The organism is Aquimarina sp. AWH4_224 (genome assembly GCF_056160245.1).
In genome coordinates this window covers 21,440-37,927 of record NZ_JBSWWU010000012.1, presented here as the reverse complement: position 1 = coordinate 37,927, position 16,488 = coordinate 21,440, and the positions used below count along the sequence as shown (strand labels likewise).

The window sequence follows — 16,488 nt, the reverse complement described above, 5'->3', positions numbered from 1 at the left end:
CAAAGTTAGGTAATGATCATTCCAATTCCGTCCAATAGAAAGCGGTTCACTATTGCTGTCACTATAAAGGTGCAAAAGGCAATACACGTAGGATTTAAAGTATATGACCCTTTGTTCCCAAATACGCATTATTTCCGTAGAAAGGCATATTTGGAGAAAGGACAAAAAAGGAGCATTAAAATTCCTTTGCCAGTTTCACCGGATGAATTGGAATTAGAAATCTATGATAAAAAAACTGGAGATGATACAGGTATTGAGATCATTGATTTCAAGATTATAATGATGGATGAGCCAAAAATTTGGAGTACGCCAGAGCAACAACGATTTATGGATTTTGCGATCCAGTTTGCCCAAAAAGCGGGATACGTTCCCGCTGGTTTTTATGACAGTCCTAAAGGAGAGTTTTTATTTCAGTATTTGCCAAGCATCGTTGATGCTTTTGGGAAAGAATTGATTACTCCCGCAAGGATACATCGTAAAATGCCAAGAGTGCAAATTTCGCAACGATTATTCAAAACGTATACAATTCCTGTTCGGATAGCTATCCTTTCCCACGAGGGATGCCATTGGTTTCTAAACACCCGTAGTGAAAAAACGGCAGATTTATGTGGAATTAGGCACTACTTGGACTATGGTTTTCCAAAAATAGAAGCGGTATATGCAGCAACCAAAATTTTCAGTCAATATCCAGAATTAGTTGGTGAAACACAGGTGAGACGAACAAAAGACATTGTTCAATTTATCAATCAATACGCATTGCAAGAATGAAAAAGAGTACCGAAATAGCATTGATAACAACAGGGATTGGCCTTGCAGCGCTTTGGTGGATATTGCGTAATGACGATGAAGATCAAACTGAGGTGCAAAAAATTGGTAATACCAAAAAGAAAGATTCCATTTCTTCTGAAGAAAAGGAGGATGCCTTAATTCCAGAACTAATGCACTCCGATGCATACGATTCTTTTGCAAGAATGAATCGTCCTTACGCAAGAAGATTACCAAAAAGAATCTATAAAGACTTGCCAAGAAGTGCTATAAAATTGGATAATGATGTTTTTTACAAAAGGTTACAGAATAGGTATGAAACTACACAATTGACGATTACCAATACTTCTGATGTAGAAAGGGAAGTACGATTGTGGGCAGGTAATAAGAAACCACCCCTTAGTCCGACATTACCAGGAGACGTTTCGGATCATGTTTTTAGGACAGTAACTGTCAATTCAAACTTAGGAACAGGCATCTATCCACAAGGAATTATTGTCAATCCTTTTAATGGATATACCTACATCGCCAATCAATTGTCTCATAATATTACTGTACTCAATGAAGAAGGAGTAATTGTTTCCCTTATACCTATAACTGCTGATGCTAGCAGCCCCTTTGGGGTTTCGCCCGTAGACCTGACCGTGAATAGCCAACCTAGTTCCCCAAACTTTGGAACGGTCTACGTGGCGAATATTATAGGTGATACTGTAAGTGTGATTAATACACAATTAGAAGTTATCAATGAGATTGAAGTAGGGAAAAGACCTATCAGTATCATCTTTAATCCGTTCAATGCAAATGTATATGTAGCGAATATCGCAGATGATACTATTAGTGTTATTAATACTATTACGGGAAATGTAATAGAAACTATTGGTGTCGGAAAAGCACCAAGAAATATTACTGTTGTCCCTGATACTGGAAATGTCTACGTAATCAATTCAAATGATAATAGTATATCGGCAATAGACGCCAATAATCAGGTGACAAATACAATCGAAAATGTAGGTAATACTTTGACCACAGGAGCATATAACCCTATAAATAATACTCTCTATTTAGTTTCGGCTGAAGACAACGCTGTTATTCCAATAGAGATCGATACGAATACAGTAAAAGATTCAATTCTCGTAGGAGCTGATCCATATCGTATTATTTACAATCCAACCAATGAATTACTCTATGTAGGAAACAGAAGAAATGATTCCTATTCTATTATAGATAGTGAGGATACAGTCGTTGATACCTTGTTTTTGGGAGCTGTAGGCACAGGGGTGGCTATAGATCCAAATAGTGATAAGATTTATAGTACAGATAGCACTAACGGAGCTATAAATCTCATTAGTTACAGTAGGGAAAGTAATAAAGTAATCATCAATGATGGGTATCAGGCAAGACGAGAAGACTTCACCTTTAACCCTGCCATAGTTAAGCATGTAAAGTTTGTTTTATCGGGAACGGAAAGATTTAGGGTTTTAAAGCTCGAAGAAGATACCGTTACAGGTACAACTAAGGTGAAACCAATTTCTTTTTCTAGTTATAACAGTCCTCAGAATTTCGGAAACGTTGCCGAAGTTTTTGAAATGAATGGAGCTATCATAGACGGTAAAAATGGATGGGTATTCAAAATTGCAGGGAAGCAAACCATCACTATTCTCACCTACTATAAACAATTTGAAACAGAAAAAATATTGGAAAATGCAGTACATCATTAAAAAACGAGAAAAGTATGAACAGCAATGTATTAGATATAGCATTACAGGAGTACGGTGTTACCGAAATCGAAGGACAAGCTCACCATCCCCGAATTCTTACGTATTTCAAAGAAATCGGTCATAAATGGGTTACAACCGATGAAACAGCTTGGTGTTCGGCCTTTGCAAATTTTGTTGCGTTAAAAGCAGGTTGTCACCGGAGTGAAAAGCTAAATGCAAGATCTTGGCTCGCGGTTGGGGAAAAAATATCCAGCCCTGCCCTTGGCAGTGTAGTTGTGTTCTGGAGGGAAAAGCGAAGTAGTTGGAAAGGTCATGTTGGTTTTTTTATCGGCTATAGTGAAGATAAGAAATACATCTATGTACTTGGCGGAAATCAAAACAATCAGGTTTGTATAAAACCATACCCTACATATAGACTACTAGGGTTTAGATCTATCAAAAAAACATTTAAACCCATATTGGATGCAGTTTAGTTTGAAAAAAAAGAACATTTAAAAACGATAAGAAATGAAGAAAGTAGATTATCTAATCATTCAGAGTACAGAGTCAGGAGAAGGAATTCCAGTAACAAAGGCCGATATTATTGAATTGCATACTACCGATGAAGCACAAGGAGGTTACGGCTTTAATCGACCAGGTATTGATTACCTCATTCAGCCTGACGGATCATTGGAAACCTTAATATCCGAAGACAATCCTACAACTGTTGACTTATGGGGTATTTCAGAAGGAAAGAAAGGAGTGTTAGGAGTTTGTAAACATATTGCCTATGTGGGTGGACGAACAGAAAAAGAAGTAAAATCCAAAGATAGCCGTACTACGGCACAGACAAAAAGCTTAGAAGCTATAGTTAGATTTTACATTCTCAAATTCCCAACAATTCAAGTATTGGGACTAGACGAAGCTCCTGCCAAAAAAGGAAATGAAAATCCGGCGTTTAGCGTATCTGTTTGGCTAGAGGAAATTGGTGTGGATGAACGAAATATTTTTAAGAAAATTAAAAAGGAAGCAGCATGAAAAACACCCTCTTAGCATTAGGAGTGGGCTTTTTAATTGGGAGACATATTTACAAGAATTATGATCGGAAAGAAGCCCAAAGAAAAGAAGCCCAAATAAAGCGAAGGCTTATAGAAACCTTAGAAGATTTAGGGTTGTCAAAACGTGAAGTTACATCGCAATCGAATCACATTTTAAGAAGATAAATCGACTAGTATGCCTATTGAAATCAACATACAGAAGAAGTCATATATAATACCAGAATCTAATGATCCTTGTGAGCTATGGGTAGGTTATTTCAACAGCCTAAAGGCTGACTTAGGAACTGATAACGCTAGGACAATTTGGTTGGTCACTTGGAAAACTAACGGGTCATCCAGTTGTACTACCAATAGCAATTTCAATAGGTGGTTACAAAAGAATAAAATAGATGTATCAAGTGCAGCTACAAGAGCCATTGCAGATGCATCCGAAATAGGGAGCAACTTTATGGGTTTAGGGAAGAATCTTTCAAAAGTGGCATCCGTAGCACTTCCGATAACGTTGAGTTTATTATTGGCAATTATTGCCTTAATACTATGGAATACGGCAAAGAAAGCAGATGCCACAGATCTTGCTGCATTCACGCCAATGGGTAGATCAGTTGGAGCTGGGTTTAAATTCCTGAATAAATGAAAAAGGTAGTCGGATTACAAATAGCAGCAACAGCAGTAGGGTTGATATTAATAGGAACAACCTACGTTGCTTTGCGAAATAGAAAACGTGATAAGTTGGCTACAAGTTTAATGGCGAAACTTAACACGAAGCTGAACCCGATTACAAAAGGGTTGTCAAATGAAGCAGCATTAGATGTAAACTATGCTGATAAAGTAATGAATGCTATTGCTGCCAGTATAGTTGTTTTAAAAGGATCTACCGCGACCAGATATGCCAATGAAATCCATAAGGCTTTTCGTCCTTGGTACAGAGGTGGCGATTTAGAGGATAATGTTTATGCGGTATTTAGAAATCTCAAAGATAAGGTGCAAGTATCTCAAGTCGCTAAAGCCTATCAAAGAGATTATAGGGTTTCTCTTAGAGACCAATTAGAGAATCGCTTCGATAAAGATGAAATCAAAATAGTATTAGGGATTATCGAGAGATTGCCGAAATACAGAAAATTATAAAATCAAAAGAATGAAAATTACGAAAACAATGTGGTGGTTGGTTGGTGGCGCGGGAATAGCTGGATTGGGAGTTGGGATATACTTTTTTGTGAAGAAACGAAAAAGCAAGAAGGAAAATTCATTTTCCACATTAAGAAACATTGGAAGTGCAGGTAATACAGGAAAGCCGGTTGTGGTAACAGGTGGTGGTAGAGCCACACCCGTAGTAGAACCCAATTGGAACGCCTCATTTAATATGAATTATATCAATGATGTAAAAAAGTGGTTACGTGGGAAACGTATTAAAGAATTGTCTGCATCCGCAGCAAGGAAGTATGCACTTGAATTGAAAAATGCTAAAGGTTTATTTGATGATGATGAGAAAGCTGTAGAACGAGTATTTAGAAGCTTACAAGATAAAACACAAGTCGCCAGTTTATCCAAAGCATTTTACTTCAATCACAAGAAAGATATGTATCAATATTTGAAAGACTTTTTAAGTGATAGTGAGATGAAAAAACTTGTTAAAGATCCAGTACGAAGGCTACCTAACTACAGGTTGGCTTAGAACATAAACTATAATATTATGAAGATGAAAACAAAAGTAACACCTAAAATCAATAAAACTCCAAAAGTTAAGACAAGCGTAAATAACAATAAGAAAATATTCATAGGAATAGGTGCTTTTCTGGTCTTGGCAGGGGCTGGATATTGGTATTACAAGAAAAAGAAGAAAAAGGATGAAATATCTATGCTCGGAATGGATAGTAGCGATAGCGAAATAGCTAGGACTATAACAGGCAGTCGAAGAACATCAACCAGACCAACAAGACCAACTAGATCGATTGGATCAACGGTCTCAAGCAGACCAACTAGGTTTAGATGTACTAGTAGTAGTTATCCTTTGCAATATGGAACCTGTAATAAGGACGTAAAAGTATTACAATCCTATTTACACAAAATCTACAAAGCTGATTTAGGTCGTTCCGGAAGAAATAGGGATGGAGTTGACGGAATGTTTGGAAACAAAACAAATAGAGCAGCTAAGATGCATTTGCAAAAAACCTCTTTTAGTAAACAAGATATTGATGGAATGCGAACAGCTATAAAAACAATAAAATGATAATACGCACAAATGATTTGATTATTGCAGGAGTAGGTATAGGTGTAAGCCTTTTGGCGGTCTATTTGATTAGTGGGAAAAAACAAAAACCTGAAAAAGACGAACCTGTATTGAAGGAAAGGGAAGATATCCAAAAAGTACCTAAATCGATGCAAATAAAAAAGACAATACCTGAAGATAATTCGGTGACTTCCAAACCTGAAGAAAAGCCTTGGTTGTTATCGAAAGGAAGTAAAGGAAAAGAGGTTGAACGCTTACAGATTTGGTTGTTAAGGAATCATGGTTGGAAAGGAACGATTACTAAAGTGTTCGATGAACAGACAGAAAGATTGGTACAAAAGATTTTTAAAACGGATAGTGTTGATAAAGAAACTTATGATAAGAATCAAATGGGAATCCCAATTCACGAACTCATAAAAGCCTAAGAAGAATGGAACGTAAAAAAAGAAACCTAAATAGCCTATTGGATGCATTGGTAGACAAGGAAGGATTGAAAACAGAAGTAACTATTACCCTGACGAATCAAACCTTGTTGAAAATCATTTTAGGAATGCTGTTAGCGGGTGTAGCTATTGTTGTTGTAGCTAATACGGTTAAAAATCTATTCCCAAACACACAATTAACAGCGATAGAAAAAGAAATAGTAAATATTAAACAAACCCTTAATACATAAAGTTATGGAAATAGTAATGGAAAAATACACAGAGTTCTTACATGCACTTGATTGGGTGTATATCTTCTCTTTTATACTTATCACTCAAGCACTAAAATATTATGGTATTCCTGAGTTTATAGGCAATGGAACTGATATTAAACTTAAAACGAAATACCAGGTAGCGATCATAGGGCTGGTATATGGTATCATCTACTTTTTTGTAAGAGATTGTGAGCTATCACAGTTATTATGGATTCCCGTATCCTTCATTTTTGCGACAGCCTTTCATAAGTTTTTATTTGAGTTCGCTTTTGAAAAGTTCTTTCCCAAAAAAGGAGTTGAACCCCCTAAAGATGATCTTTTATGAAACATTATAAGTGGATACTACCTCTTATTGCAATCATAGGGGTAGTATTTGTTCTCTTTTGGATCATTCCTGCAGAGGATTCGGTAATCGATCAGATACAGAAGATAGAGATAGAAGAATTGAAGCGTGAAAATATTTCACTTCAACAAACGAATGATTTGTTGGATAGTAAAATAGAGATATTGGAAACGATCACGGACAGCCTTACGGGATTGATCGATACAGATCAGCTAGTAATAGAAAAGTTAAAGCAAATGAAGTATGAACAGGTTAATGCTATTGATGATTTTACTGATGACGAGCTTTATCAGTATTTCGCAGGATTTGACACCCAAAATAAGGGAAATTAACAAGTTACCGCACTTTTGTTTCACGATTGAGCAATCCCGCGAGATAGCCAAGCTTTTGGAGCTTGGAAAGTATAATGATTCTCTGGTAAATAGTTTGTCCTTGAATATTAAAAGGTTTGAGCTAGTAGCTCGAAAAAAGGATAGTATTATCTCTTTTCAATCAGATCAACTAGATAATTACGCATTAATGACAAGCAATAATGATCAAACGATTAGGCTATTGGAAGATACTCTAAAACGAAAAGAAAAGAAGCTCAAAAGAAGTAAGCTACATAAAACTCTCTTGGGAATTAGCCTAGTGGCACTTGGAACATTAGTAATTAGTAAATAAGTAAGAAATGGGAGGATATCAATCAGATTTTAGAATAGAAGATGTAAGGGGTGAAGAAAATTTACCTCTTGAAAATAGTTTAGGAGGATATGGGGTAACTACAGGAGCAGATGAAAACGTATACCAACTATCATTAGACCCACCATTAACAAAAGAATATGAAGCAGGGTTGCCTATAGAGCTACGCTTTCATAATTCAAATACAGATGCTTCTACTTTGAATATAGATAAGCAAGGAGCTGTACCATTAAAAAAGTTTGATGGTCAATCTTTAGTTCCATTAGCAACGGGAGATTTGAAAACTGATCTTGTATATAAGTTAGTGTTTGATGGGGCTTGTTTCCAAGTGCTTACAGGTATTTCATTACCTAGTGGGATTAGCGAAAATCGATTACAAGTATTATCAGTCCTTGATGAAAATATTAATTCTGACGAAGTGTTTTATGTCAACAATAAGAATAAATATTCAGTTGTCAATGGAAATTTGATAATACCACAAAATCTTCGCTTACGTAGAGTTGGTGGAGCTGGACAGTTAGGTGGCACAGGAAGTGGAGGAACCGTTCTAAAAATGCCTGTACCTCTCGATGTCGGTGGAGTAATAGCTTGGACAACACAATCAAATGAAGGAAACTTCTTTTTTTGTCAGTTGAGTGGGTTAGGAGTACTAAATATTACTGGAGAGTTTACTTCAACATTAGATGAAGTGGCCATAAACTTTCCACCATACGTCGCTAAAACCCCTTTGGAGTTCCCTGATATTCCTGTTTTTAATGTTCCCCCTGCACCATAGAACAAAAAATAATCAATATGTCAATCATCAAAGAACAGTTCGTTGTTAGATATTATCCCTATGCCAAGAAAGCATCTGAAAAATCTGGTGTACCTGTTCTTTTTGCTTTGGCACAAAGCGCTTTGGAATCAGGATGGGGGAGATCAGCGAAAGGGAATATGATGTTTGGAGTTAAAAAGGGTTCTGGAATAAACTACGGTGGGTGGAAAGGCCACAGCCAACTGATAACAACGACAGAATATTCGTCCACGGCGACACGTAGTTTTCCATTTATTTATCCTGGATACCCAATTCAAACTCCAAATGGAAAATGGAAGTATCGAATAAAAGATGTTTTTCGTGCGTATCCAAGTCCTTTCTTTTCATTTATCGATTGGGCAGGGCTACTTCTTAAAAATAGAAGATACCGATACGCAATACAACATAGAAAAGATCCTTATCGGTTTGCAGATGAAGTGGCAAAAGCGGGGTATGCTACAGATCCTAACTACGCCAGTAAGGTAAAAAGGATAATGAAGGAGATCGAGCAGATTGTGGTTCTGAAGAAATTAAATAAAAAAGAAAAGGACAATATCATTCCAATGGCCATTATGGGGATAAGTGTCATTGTAATCATAGTTGCAGTCTTAAAAAGTAATACGAAATCATAGATATATGGAATATTTAAAATTAGCTGGTGTAGTCATAGGAGCTTCGGCTTTCTGGAAGGTGCGACAAGAAGTCGTTGATTTTACTGTTAAGTGGCTTTTACTATTAAAGCCATCTTAACCTTATGTGCTGTCATAAGTTTCCTACCCTGACACGCTTTATTGGCAACGATTTGGTGTGAAGCTCAGGGAACAATGTAGCCTTAGAAATGTTGTGAAACTATTTCATTCTCCTTAGTACCAAAAGGAGTGGGCGCTAGGAATGAGTAGTATGTGTAACGTATGTGAATTGTTATTAAAGTGTCGTGAGAGCGCTGATAAGCCAAAAGGTACTGATAGGCTTAGACTAAAAAGTAAGAGGTATGGTTAATATGCATTCCATCATATTACACAGTCCACAATCCCTTCGGCACTAAGACAAACACTAACCTACTCGGTAAAGTCGATGGAACTTGGTAAGCCTGTACATTTCCTTTTAAAAGGAAAGTCAACCGCAAGGAAGACCGAAAAATGTGCAGGTAAAGGAATGTAGAAAAAGCGAATGCCTTATAGTAATTATAAGGATAGGAATTTAAACGTTATTCCGTGCGAAAGCATTGCAGACTTCTACAAGGTATTTTATCACGAGAAATTTGTAATGAAACTTTTAAGTTAAAAAGCAATTGAAGAATTCTAAATCTATAGAATATGCGTTTGGCACCTATACGGAAGGCTGGCAACATATTGATTGGGCTAAAGCTAACCGCAAGGTGAAGTTATTACAAAGACGTATCGTGAAGGCTTGGCAGGAAGGTAAACATCGTAAAGCGAAATCTTTACAATGGATACTGACCCATTCATTCTCCGCTAAAGCAATAGCGGTGAGACGTGTGACCGAAAATTCGGGTAGGCGAACAGCAGGAACAGACGGAAAGGTCTGGCAAACTCCTGAAAGTAAATGGAATGCTATTAAATCATTGAACCGCAAAAACTATAAGGCAAGCCCATTGCGAAGGGTACATATTCCAAAGAGCAATGGTCGAAAACGCCCCTTAGGGATTCCAACAATAAAGGATAGGGCTATGCAAGCATTATACTTACTAGCCTTAGACCCCATTTCGGAAACTACAGCGGATTACTACTCTTATGGCTTTCGTCCATATCGAAGTTGTGCAGATGCCATACAAATGATTTTTAATGTAATGGCAAGAAAAGATACTGCACAATGGGTATTGGAGGGAGACATAAAAGGGTGTTTCGATAACATAAGTCACAACTGGATATTACAAAATATTCCATTGGATAAACGTATGTTGAAACAATGGTTAAAGGCAGGGGTAATAGAAAATAAAAATCTATTCCCTACTGTAAAAGGAACTCCGCAGGGAGGTATAATTTCACCTGTATTAGCTAATATGGTGTTGGACGGTCTTGAGTCTAAAATCTACAAAGCTGTTGGTATAACTTATGATAAAAGTGGAAAGAAAAGAGGAACGGAGGTGAAAGTTAACTTTATCAGGTATGCAGATGATTTTGTAGTAACAGGAGTAAACCCACAATTACTTAGAGAAAAAGTTCAACCAGTTATTGAAAAGTTTCTTAGTGAACGTGGATTGGAACTATCAAAAGAGAAAACCAAAATTACCCATTTAGATCAAGGCTTTGATTTTCTAGGACAGAATGTACGCAAATACAAAGGGAGGTTAATCATTAAACCTTCTAAATCAAGTATTAAAGTCATCAAAAAGAAAATCCGGAATATTATTAAAACTAATAAAACTATGAAAACAGCCAATCTCATCAATAGGTTGAATCCTGTGATCAGAGGTTGGGCAAATTACCATAAACATATGGTAGCTTACAAAGTGTTTTCTCGTATTGATCACGATATTTTTATAACACTATGGAAATGGTCAGTACGAAGACATCCAAAGAAAGGAAAAAGATGGATAAAATGTAAGTACTTTAAAACGATAGGTAATCGTAAGTGGGTATTTGCAGGAGAATTGGATGGCAAATTAAAGCAGTTGTTCAGAATGGATTATACCAAAATCGAGAGACACGTAATGATCAAAAGAGGAGCAAATCCTTATGATCCAAAATGGGAAACCTATTTTGAAAAGCGTATTGATCGAACAATGCAAAGTTCACTGAAAGGATATAATCTGCTTACACGCCTATGGAAAAGTCAAAAAGGGATTTGCCCTGTATGCAATACGATAATAACTAAAGAAACCAAATGGCATACACACCATATTGAACCAAGGTTATTAGGTGGAGCATATAAGTTTGACAATCTGGTTTTATTGCATCCAGACTGTCACAGACAAGTCCATAGCTTGAATATTAAGGTTGTTAAGCCGTGTCATTACAAACGAAAATGACATTAAAGATGCTTGAGCCGTATGCGGTGAAAGTCGCACGTACGGTTCTTAGGGGACTTAGGTGGGGTAACCCACCTCGGTTACCCGACGCTATTGAAGCATTATTACACTTTCGTTTACAAAAGAAATTGAAAAATGCAGAATTACGAAACCTGAATGTTGAAGCTAATGAGAAAGTAATAGGAAATTGGATTGCTTGGAGCGATAAAATGGAAGAACGCATTCAGGATTTAGAGAAAAACAATAAAGAAATGAGAGCTACCATCATTAAACAACGTGAGCGTATTAATGATCTTGAAGTCTATATCGAGGAGCTTGAACATAAGTTGAAGAAATACCAACAGAAGAAATGAAAATTGATAAAGGAAATATGACATTGAATGTGCTTTTTGGAACTTTTTTGGTAGTAAGCATAGCATTAAAGTTTGTAGCTATTCGTGATCGCAATAAAAAGATGAAAGAGAAGAAACAATGCAAATGTATTGGCTAGGAATGACAATAAAATATGGTGGGCAGTAGGTGGAGCTTTTCTCGTTATTTCTACAGTTATAGTAGTTAGAAAATTGGCAAGGAAAGAAAAGGTCGATCTATCTAAATTTGATAGTCCTGATATTCCTGGATCTGGTAGATGTATGGATAAGGAGTTTATCAAAATGCTTCAAAAACTGGCAAAAGTAACCAGACTACCCATTTTTGATATGATAAATTCTGGAGCAAGATCACCTTACTGGAACACAAAAGTTGGAGGAGTATCAAATTCCTCGCATAAAATACCTACCTGCAAAGCTGCTGACATTAAAACACCTACAACTGCTATTAGAAATAAGATTGTAGTAGCTGCAAAATTAGTTGGGTTCAAGCGAATTGGAGTAGGTAGAACTTTTGTTCATTTAGATAACGATACTTCTAAAAGGCAATATGTAGCTTGGGGATATCCTTCAGGAACAAAGCCACCGATTAATCCTTTTGTTTAAAAAAGAATAATTATGTTAAGAGATCGAATACAAAAACAAGTATATCCAAATAGGAGGAATACTGCTACCATACTAAATTATTTGGAGGAGCTAATTTTAATAAGTGCTGAGGAGGTTGGACTTGTTCCAATAGAACAATGTAAAAAAGGATATAAAGATGTCCCACTTCCATTTGGCAAGGTTGTATCACTAGATGTTCCAGAGGAAGCTGTTTCTGCAAAGATGATTTTAGAGATAGAAGAAAGAGCTATTTCTAATAGTTTTTTTACGCAAAACAAAACTTGCTTCAAATCAAAAGGTATTGTAGTGGCAAGGTATAAAGAGAATGCATTCAGTCCTGGTTTAAGATCTGGTTTTGGACTCGGTAACCTTGAAATTCTTAACATTATTGGTAGGGAAAACCTAGAGAATTTTAGAATAATAGGCATAAAGAAAACCTTAAGGGTAGTAATTAGGTTACAGTTTTATAAAATAGCGCAAGAGCAGGGTTAATATAAATTTATACATTCAATTTGTATACGCTTAATATAATTTGGATATTTAGTTGCACAAAAAACTAATGATGAACAAGAGCTTACAAAAACATTATAACTTCGAACTACGCTTGGCTACGGAATCTGAAATCCAAGATCTGGCGGATTTTTTGGTCAATAAAAACTGGCAAGATCAAGACCAAAAATTAAACTCGATTTCTAGTATCGTAAAAAGTATAATCGCTAGTGATTTTATGAACAATGACAAATCTACGATCTTAGCTTTGATTGGTGGGAAAGCATTGGTAGAGGATTTTAAGAAATACGATATCCGGATTTTTAGTTATACCTATCTGCAGGAATTAAAAAGAGGAACAATAATCTCTTTGCCTTTCCGAATTTTACAAAATAAACAAGGATTCACCTTACTTGAAGAAGAAGATGCAGTATTTGATTTAAGGACATTGAAAAATCAAAAGCCGCTTCCTAAACCGAAAGTGGGCAAAATGCCAAGACCTAAATTAGAATCCATACAAAAGTCTTTAGAAATAAAGAAATACTTTGAGAAGCAACCTGAATTAGGAATCGATGGAATTTGCAAGGAGTTTGGGTTTTCGAAAAGTACTTATTACAGAACATTAAAATGGCTTCGTATTTAGCAATTTAAGACTTCATTAATAAAAAACTGTAATATTTTACAAGCTTTTATATTTCTTGATATTATGGATACAAATTCGCGTGAATGAGATTTCATAATGTTGAGCTTTATTTCCTCTTAATAGCTGTTTTTATTACTCAAGCATGGGGTGGGTCAGATCATACACACTAGAATTAAATAGATGAAGAACAAATAGAAAAGAAGATAAAAAAACATCCAATAGTAAGTGATTCGCACTAGACAAAGCTATTAATTCGTATCCATTGAAAACTTGCGTTCAGTGAGATTGTTAAATACCTTCAGTAAGATGATTTTACTTAGAAATTCAATCAATAAAAAAACCTCCTTTATTGAAAAGAGGTTTTTGTTAAGTTAAATTCAGGGTAATTTTGGGGGTAAAAGTAATCGTATTTTGACGGGCGATATATGAACAATTCTATATTATCTAATTCTATACTCAAATATACAATACGATTACGGTTTTGCCATAAATCCTAAGTGTGTAAAATATTAACTTATCGACAAAAAGCAATTTTCAACGATAAAATACCGCTTTGTTGTGATTTTAATTATTATATTAGATAAGCTCTTCATGTTCATAATCAACAGATTGCTCCACATCCTTTATGGAAATGTATTGATAGGTACGATCGTAAGAAATAAAATACTCTACATGGTAAATTGCAGTATTGTTATGATCTAGAAATTCATCCTGAATTAATCTACCGTATTTCTGTTTACCTTTTACCTGATATGTCTTTCTTGGGTGATCTAACAAATTTTTCTTTTTTAAAACACCCACTTTTGCACGAAACAATAGCTCTTTGTACTTAAAAAATAAATCGTTCATATAACCTACTCTTTGCTTTTTAAGAGTAAGTTCAGAAAGTTATACCTAACGATGTTACGGAAAACCGTATTTGTATTGATAAGATATCTTTAATTAGATACTGTTTATTTTGAAACTTCGGTTTCTTACATCTTTTCTTCTAGTAAATACAAGGTTAAAAAGAAGAGTATAAAAATTATAAATACTATAACTTTTAAAATGTCATTGTTATTTTTTTTCATTTTATTAATTGATTAAAATGACGACGTGTTTACTTTTGGGGATAGAACTTAAACTTCACCTTTATCCATAGTCCCCATGGGGCTAGATTGCAACTATTACCTCTCTCAAAACTAGGTAAGTCATCCAAAAATACAACAAGCCAGTTTTAAAAAATGAAACTGGCTTGTTATTTTTTTCTTACTCTTACTCCATTAATAAAAGACTGATGGGATCAGAAGTGTTTTATCCACACAAGTCACAGACTAGAAGGAGTGTGAATTATCCCTGTAAGTACTCTTACTCATGTTTATCTAATTCTGCTTCCAGTTCCTCTTTTAAAGTTTCTCCTTTTAAAACCAGGGCTTCTCTGTTTTTGTTATAAAAGATACCAAAATAAACATCTTTCAAACTTGGATCACCAATAAACTCTTCTATAAATGAGTAAATAGAAATTGAACTTGGCTTAGCTCCCATTTCTTTATGTTCATCAAAGGCACAAAAATCTGCTAAATCTTTGTGAGGCCATAAAGGGAATATTTCATCTCCTTCTGCGTCTTTAAAAATAATCCAATTATTATCATCAACTGTTAACCCCCAAATTTCCTCAAAATCTGCGCAATAGCGAACAAAATATTCAACACGATCTTCGCTACTTAATTTTAATAAGTTTTCTATTTGTTTTAGATGCATAATTATAATCTCTTTTTCGATATCGAAAATTTCTACGGAGACTAAACTGAACGAATAAAATTAGGGTTATCTATCTTTATCAAATCCTCTTTTTCAAAATAGAATATACCCTTACTGCTTAAATAATCTTTAATCTCTAAAGAATGATCTATAGTTTTTGAGAGAACCAGCTTCCCAATCACGACTTTCTCAAAAGGATTTATTTCTAACCATTGCCATTGATTAATCTTAATAGGCCCAATATGTTCTGGTTCAAAGTAACCAATGGTAGGGAAATTTAAATAGCTCCCCCATTCTGATACTTCATAACCTGGATCATAAAACCAGTTAAATCTAATACGACATCTTTTTTCTCTTATTAACTGACTTATTTCTTCTAACATATTCTAAAAGTTATATAGGATAATCTAGGTGTATTGCATCACTCTGGTTTTCAATCCGCGCAAGTTCTTAATACAAAGATAAAAGCACTATTAGCAATGATAAACATAACTGTGTCATATTTTAAAACTTTGGCAATAAAAAAGCCAGTTACATAACTGTAACTGGCTTTTTTATTTCTTAAACGCACATAGTATAAATCCGTGCAATTGGATTTATGCTAAAGTAAACTATTTGATTCAAAAATAGAACTCATCTCATCTAAATACTTTTCATAGTATTCTTCATTAGGCAACATGAAAAAAAGCCTGTATAGGGTACCTTCTTTTGCTGTTATATACATTAATCCCCTTACATTATTATCTAGCCCTAATTTCACTTTATAAAATTCTCTATTCTTAAAAGTTATTGATTCACTCATCAAAACTTCAGCCTTGCCTATATCTTTTAAATAATCCTTAAAATTATAATCAGAGATTCCTTCAATATTAGTTTTTAATTGATTTGACATCAAATAGATTAGATATTTGGTTCTATTATTATCTGTATCTATAACCTTATAAAGATCTACATTTGATAGTTCTTCTTTAGTTGAATTGACTTTATCATATGATGTTGATATTGGTAATTTTAAACTATAGTAATCATTACTTATTGTAGTTTGTCCTACCATATTCAATCCCGTAATGATGGCAAATAAAAAAATAATCTGTTTCATTTAAAAAAATATCTTTTTGAATAACTTCAGAAAAAAGTTTCCAATTATAAAGTAAACCCAAGTAAAAAACGATAATATAAAAGCAACAAATGGTATAAAAAGCAATATTACAAGAAATCCTTTTACCCCATAAGTTTCTTCTCCGTTAAAGTTAACAGGAACTATGCCAAACAAAGATAAAACACCAATTAATAAAGCAAAAGGAATATACGCAAATAAAAAGTTTGCAAATAATAAACCAAATAAATTCTCAGGTTTTTTTGAATATTTTTCAATTAACTTTTTCATTT

At 34.8% G+C, this 16,488-nt stretch carries 25 protein-coding genes; 20 read left to right on the top strand and 5 right to left on the bottom strand.

The genetic code is table 11. The features are described 5' to 3' along the window. The first annotated feature begins 12 nt into the window (after positions 1 to 12). The 20 genes from ACXAGJ_RS20545 to ACXAGJ_RS20450 all read left to right on the top strand — a co-directional run bounded on the left by ACXAGJ_RS20545 (position 13) and on the right by ACXAGJ_RS20450 (position 13,359). On the top strand, positions 13 to 768 hold the full coding sequence (locus ACXAGJ_RS20545) for a hypothetical protein (protein ID WP_474842492.1): 756 nt from the start codon (positions 13 to 15) through the stop codon (positions 766 to 768). Beyond that, entirely contained in the window at positions 765 to 2,483 is a 1,719-nt protein-coding gene (locus ACXAGJ_RS20540) for a YncE family protein (RefSeq protein ID WP_474842490.1), read from the top strand. Before ACXAGJ_RS20545 ends, ACXAGJ_RS20540 begins: the two co-directional genes overlap by 4 nt. 14 nt (positions 2,484 to 2,497) lie before the next feature. Then, the gene (locus tag ACXAGJ_RS20535; protein WP_474842488.1) at positions 2,498 to 2,956 is read left to right on the top strand and encodes a TIGR02594 family protein; all 459 of its coding nucleotides are present in this window, start codon (positions 2,498 to 2,500) and stop codon (positions 2,954 to 2,956) included. 34 nt (positions 2,957 to 2,990) lie between these two features. Further along, the gene (locus ACXAGJ_RS20530) at positions 2,991 to 3,500 is read left to right on the top strand and encodes an N-acetylmuramoyl-L-alanine amidase (RefSeq protein WP_474842487.1); all 510 of its coding nucleotides are present in this window, start codon (positions 2,991 to 2,993) and stop codon (positions 3,498 to 3,500) included. Continuing rightward, on the top strand, positions 3,497 to 3,685 hold the full coding sequence (locus tag ACXAGJ_RS20525) for a hypothetical protein (protein ID WP_474842485.1): 189 nt from the start codon (positions 3,497 to 3,499) through the stop codon (positions 3,683 to 3,685). Before ACXAGJ_RS20530 ends, ACXAGJ_RS20525 begins: the two co-directional genes overlap by 4 nt. A gap of 10 nt (positions 3,686 to 3,695) precedes the next feature. After that, a complete protein-coding gene (locus ACXAGJ_RS20520; protein ID WP_474842483.1) occupies positions 3,696 to 4,154 on the top strand; it encodes a hypothetical protein in 459 nt (152 codons plus the stop codon). Next, positions 4,151 to 4,645 (top strand): hypothetical protein, encoded by a 495-nt coding sequence (locus ACXAGJ_RS20515; protein ID WP_474842481.1) that lies wholly within the window; start codon positions 4,151 to 4,153, stop codon positions 4,643 to 4,645. The genes ACXAGJ_RS20520 and ACXAGJ_RS20515 overlap by 4 nt, the downstream gene beginning before the upstream one ends. 10 nt (positions 4,646 to 4,655) lie before the next feature. Next, positions 4,656 to 5,192: a hypothetical protein gene (locus tag ACXAGJ_RS20510; RefSeq protein WP_474842479.1), complete on the top strand. Its 537-nt coding sequence runs from the start codon at positions 4,656 to 4,658 to the stop codon at positions 5,190 to 5,192. Positions 5,193 to 5,216: 24 nt separating this feature from the next. Continuing rightward, complete coding sequence (locus tag ACXAGJ_RS20505; protein ID WP_474842477.1) at positions 5,217 to 5,747, top strand: peptidoglycan-binding domain-containing protein; 531 nt, start codon at positions 5,217 to 5,219, stop codon at positions 5,745 to 5,747. Continuing rightward, positions 5,744 to 6,172, top strand: coding sequence for a hypothetical protein (locus tag ACXAGJ_RS20500; protein ID WP_474842475.1), 429 nt, complete (start codon positions 5,744 to 5,746; stop codon positions 6,170 to 6,172). The genes ACXAGJ_RS20505 and ACXAGJ_RS20500 overlap by 4 nt, the downstream gene beginning before the upstream one ends. Positions 6,173 to 6,177: 5 nt before the next feature. Further along, positions 6,178 to 6,420 (top strand): hypothetical protein, encoded by a 243-nt coding sequence (locus ACXAGJ_RS20495; protein WP_474842473.1) that lies wholly within the window; start codon positions 6,178 to 6,180, stop codon positions 6,418 to 6,420. A gap of 4 nt (positions 6,421 to 6,424) precedes the next feature. Then, on the top strand, positions 6,425 to 6,769 hold the full coding sequence (locus tag ACXAGJ_RS20490) for a hypothetical protein (protein ID WP_474842471.1): 345 nt from the start codon (positions 6,425 to 6,427) through the stop codon (positions 6,767 to 6,769). Continuing rightward, positions 6,766 to 7,119, top strand: coding sequence for a hypothetical protein (locus tag ACXAGJ_RS20485; protein ID WP_474842469.1), 354 nt, complete (start codon positions 6,766 to 6,768; stop codon positions 7,117 to 7,119). Before ACXAGJ_RS20490 ends, ACXAGJ_RS20485 begins: the two co-directional genes overlap by 4 nt. Before the next feature lie 338 nt (positions 7,120 to 7,457). Beyond that, positions 7,458 to 8,243 (top strand): hypothetical protein, encoded by a 786-nt coding sequence (locus ACXAGJ_RS20480; RefSeq protein WP_474842468.1) that lies wholly within the window; start codon positions 7,458 to 7,460, stop codon positions 8,241 to 8,243. A 17-nt stretch (positions 8,244 to 8,260) separates the two neighbouring features. After that, on the top strand, positions 8,261 to 8,893 hold the full coding sequence (locus ACXAGJ_RS20475; RefSeq protein WP_474842466.1) for a glycoside hydrolase family 73 protein: 633 nt from the start codon (positions 8,261 to 8,263) through the stop codon (positions 8,891 to 8,893). Positions 8,894 to 9,552: 659 nt separating this feature from the next. Continuing rightward, a complete protein-coding gene (gene ltrA / locus ACXAGJ_RS20470) occupies positions 9,553 to 11,253 on the top strand; it encodes a group II intron reverse transcriptase/maturase (protein ID WP_474842464.1) in 1,701 nt (566 codons plus the stop codon). Beyond that, positions 11,250 to 11,606, top strand: a complete 357-nt coding sequence (locus tag ACXAGJ_RS20465; protein WP_474842463.1) for a hypothetical protein — start codon at positions 11,250 to 11,252, stop codon at positions 11,604 to 11,606. The genes ltrA and ACXAGJ_RS20465 overlap by 4 nt, the downstream gene beginning before the upstream one ends. 129 nt (positions 11,607 to 11,735) lie before the next feature. Continuing rightward, positions 11,736 to 12,227 carry a D-Ala-D-Ala carboxypeptidase family metallohydrolase gene (locus ACXAGJ_RS20460; RefSeq protein ID WP_474842462.1) on the top strand — a complete coding sequence of 164 codons (492 nt, stop codon included), beginning with the start codon at positions 11,736 to 11,738 and terminating at the stop codon, positions 12,225 to 12,227. A 12-nt stretch (positions 12,228 to 12,239) separates the two neighbouring features. Continuing rightward, positions 12,240 to 12,719, top strand: a complete 480-nt coding sequence (locus tag ACXAGJ_RS20455; protein WP_474842460.1) for a hypothetical protein — start codon at positions 12,240 to 12,242, stop codon at positions 12,717 to 12,719. A gap of 67 nt (positions 12,720 to 12,786) precedes the next feature. Then, a complete protein-coding gene (locus ACXAGJ_RS20450; RefSeq protein ID WP_474842458.1) occupies positions 12,787 to 13,359 on the top strand; it encodes a hypothetical protein in 573 nt (190 codons plus the stop codon). Between the two features lie 576 nt (positions 13,360 to 13,935). On the opposite strand, the gene ACXAGJ_RS20445 is transcribed toward ACXAGJ_RS20450, so the two are convergent. The 5 genes from ACXAGJ_RS20445 to ACXAGJ_RS20425 all read right to left on the bottom strand — a co-directional run bounded on the left by ACXAGJ_RS20445 (position 13,936) and on the right by ACXAGJ_RS20425 (position 16,486). Beyond that, positions 13,936 to 14,208 carry a hypothetical protein gene (locus ACXAGJ_RS20445; protein ID WP_474842456.1) on the bottom strand — a complete coding sequence of 91 codons (273 nt, stop codon included), beginning with the start codon at positions 14,206 to 14,208 and terminating at the stop codon, positions 13,936 to 13,938. Between the two features lie 498 nt (positions 14,209 to 14,706). Further along, positions 14,707 to 15,099, bottom strand: a complete 393-nt coding sequence (locus ACXAGJ_RS20440; RefSeq protein WP_474842455.1) for a DUF2750 domain-containing protein — start codon at positions 15,097 to 15,099, stop codon at positions 14,707 to 14,709. Between the two features lie 41 nt (positions 15,100 to 15,140). Further along, positions 15,141 to 15,482: a DUF6678 family protein gene (locus ACXAGJ_RS20435; RefSeq protein ID WP_474842453.1), complete on the bottom strand. Its 342-nt coding sequence runs from the start codon at positions 15,480 to 15,482 to the stop codon at positions 15,141 to 15,143. A gap of 218 nt (positions 15,483 to 15,700) precedes the next feature. After that, positions 15,701 to 16,198 (bottom strand): hypothetical protein, encoded by a 498-nt coding sequence (locus ACXAGJ_RS20430; RefSeq protein ID WP_474842451.1) that lies wholly within the window; start codon positions 16,196 to 16,198, stop codon positions 15,701 to 15,703. Then, positions 16,199 to 16,486 carry a hypothetical protein gene (locus tag ACXAGJ_RS20425; protein WP_474842449.1) on the bottom strand — a complete coding sequence of 96 codons (288 nt, stop codon included), beginning with the start codon at positions 16,484 to 16,486 and terminating at the stop codon, positions 16,199 to 16,201. Between the last annotated feature and the right edge of the window lie 2 nt (positions 16,487 to 16,488).

Coding starts and splice junctions, on each gene's coding strand:
- ACXAGJ_RS20545 (WP_474842492.1), top strand. CDS start 13: ATGATCATTCCAATTCCGTCCAATAGAAAGCGGTTCACTATTGCTGTC.
- ACXAGJ_RS20540 (WP_474842490.1), top strand. CDS start 765: ATGAAAAAGAGTACCGAAATAGCATTGATAACAACAGGGATTGGCCTT.
- ACXAGJ_RS20535 (WP_474842488.1), top strand. CDS start 2,498: ATGAACAGCAATGTATTAGATATAGCATTACAGGAGTACGGTGTTACC.
- ACXAGJ_RS20530 (WP_474842487.1), top strand. CDS start 2,991: ATGAAGAAAGTAGATTATCTAATCATTCAGAGTACAGAGTCAGGAGAA.
- ACXAGJ_RS20525 (WP_474842485.1), top strand. CDS start 3,497: ATGAAAAACACCCTCTTAGCATTAGGAGTGGGCTTTTTAATTGGGAGA.
- ACXAGJ_RS20520 (WP_474842483.1), top strand. CDS start 3,696: ATGCCTATTGAAATCAACATACAGAAGAAGTCATATATAATACCAGAA.
- ACXAGJ_RS20515 (WP_474842481.1), top strand. CDS start 4,151: ATGAAAAAGGTAGTCGGATTACAAATAGCAGCAACAGCAGTAGGGTTG.
- ACXAGJ_RS20510 (WP_474842479.1), top strand. CDS start 4,656: ATGAAAATTACGAAAACAATGTGGTGGTTGGTTGGTGGCGCGGGAATA.
- ACXAGJ_RS20505 (WP_474842477.1), top strand. CDS start 5,217: ATGAAAACAAAAGTAACACCTAAAATCAATAAAACTCCAAAAGTTAAG.
- ACXAGJ_RS20500 (WP_474842475.1), top strand. CDS start 5,744: ATGATAATACGCACAAATGATTTGATTATTGCAGGAGTAGGTATAGGT.
- ACXAGJ_RS20495 (WP_474842473.1), top strand. CDS start 6,178: ATGGAACGTAAAAAAAGAAACCTAAATAGCCTATTGGATGCATTGGTA.
- ACXAGJ_RS20490 (WP_474842471.1), top strand. CDS start 6,425: ATGGAAATAGTAATGGAAAAATACACAGAGTTCTTACATGCACTTGAT.
- ACXAGJ_RS20485 (WP_474842469.1), top strand. CDS start 6,766: ATGAAACATTATAAGTGGATACTACCTCTTATTGCAATCATAGGGGTA.
- ACXAGJ_RS20480 (WP_474842468.1), top strand. CDS start 7,458: ATGGGAGGATATCAATCAGATTTTAGAATAGAAGATGTAAGGGGTGAA.
- ACXAGJ_RS20475 (WP_474842466.1), top strand. CDS start 8,261: ATGTCAATCATCAAAGAACAGTTCGTTGTTAGATATTATCCCTATGCC.
- ACXAGJ_RS20465 (WP_474842463.1), top strand. CDS start 11,250: ATGACATTAAAGATGCTTGAGCCGTATGCGGTGAAAGTCGCACGTACG.
- ACXAGJ_RS20455 (WP_474842460.1), top strand. CDS start 12,240: ATGTTAAGAGATCGAATACAAAAACAAGTATATCCAAATAGGAGGAAT.
- ACXAGJ_RS20450 (WP_474842458.1), top strand. CDS start 12,787: ATGATGAACAAGAGCTTACAAAAACATTATAACTTCGAACTACGCTTG.
- ACXAGJ_RS20445 (WP_474842456.1), bottom strand. CDS start 14,208: ATGAACGATTTATTTTTTAAGTACAAAGAGCTATTGTTTCGTGCAAAA.
- ACXAGJ_RS20440 (WP_474842455.1), bottom strand. CDS start 15,099: ATGCATCTAAAACAAATAGAAAACTTATTAAAATTAAGTAGCGAAGAT.
- ACXAGJ_RS20435 (WP_474842453.1), bottom strand. CDS start 15,482: ATGTTAGAAGAAATAAGTCAGTTAATAAGAGAAAAAAGATGTCGTATT.
- ACXAGJ_RS20430 (WP_474842451.1), bottom strand. CDS start 16,198: ATGAAACAGATTATTTTTTTATTTGCCATCATTACGGGATTGAATATG.
- ACXAGJ_RS20425 (WP_474842449.1), bottom strand. CDS start 16,486: ATGAAAAAGTTAATTGAAAAATATTCAAAAAAACCTGAGAATTTATTT.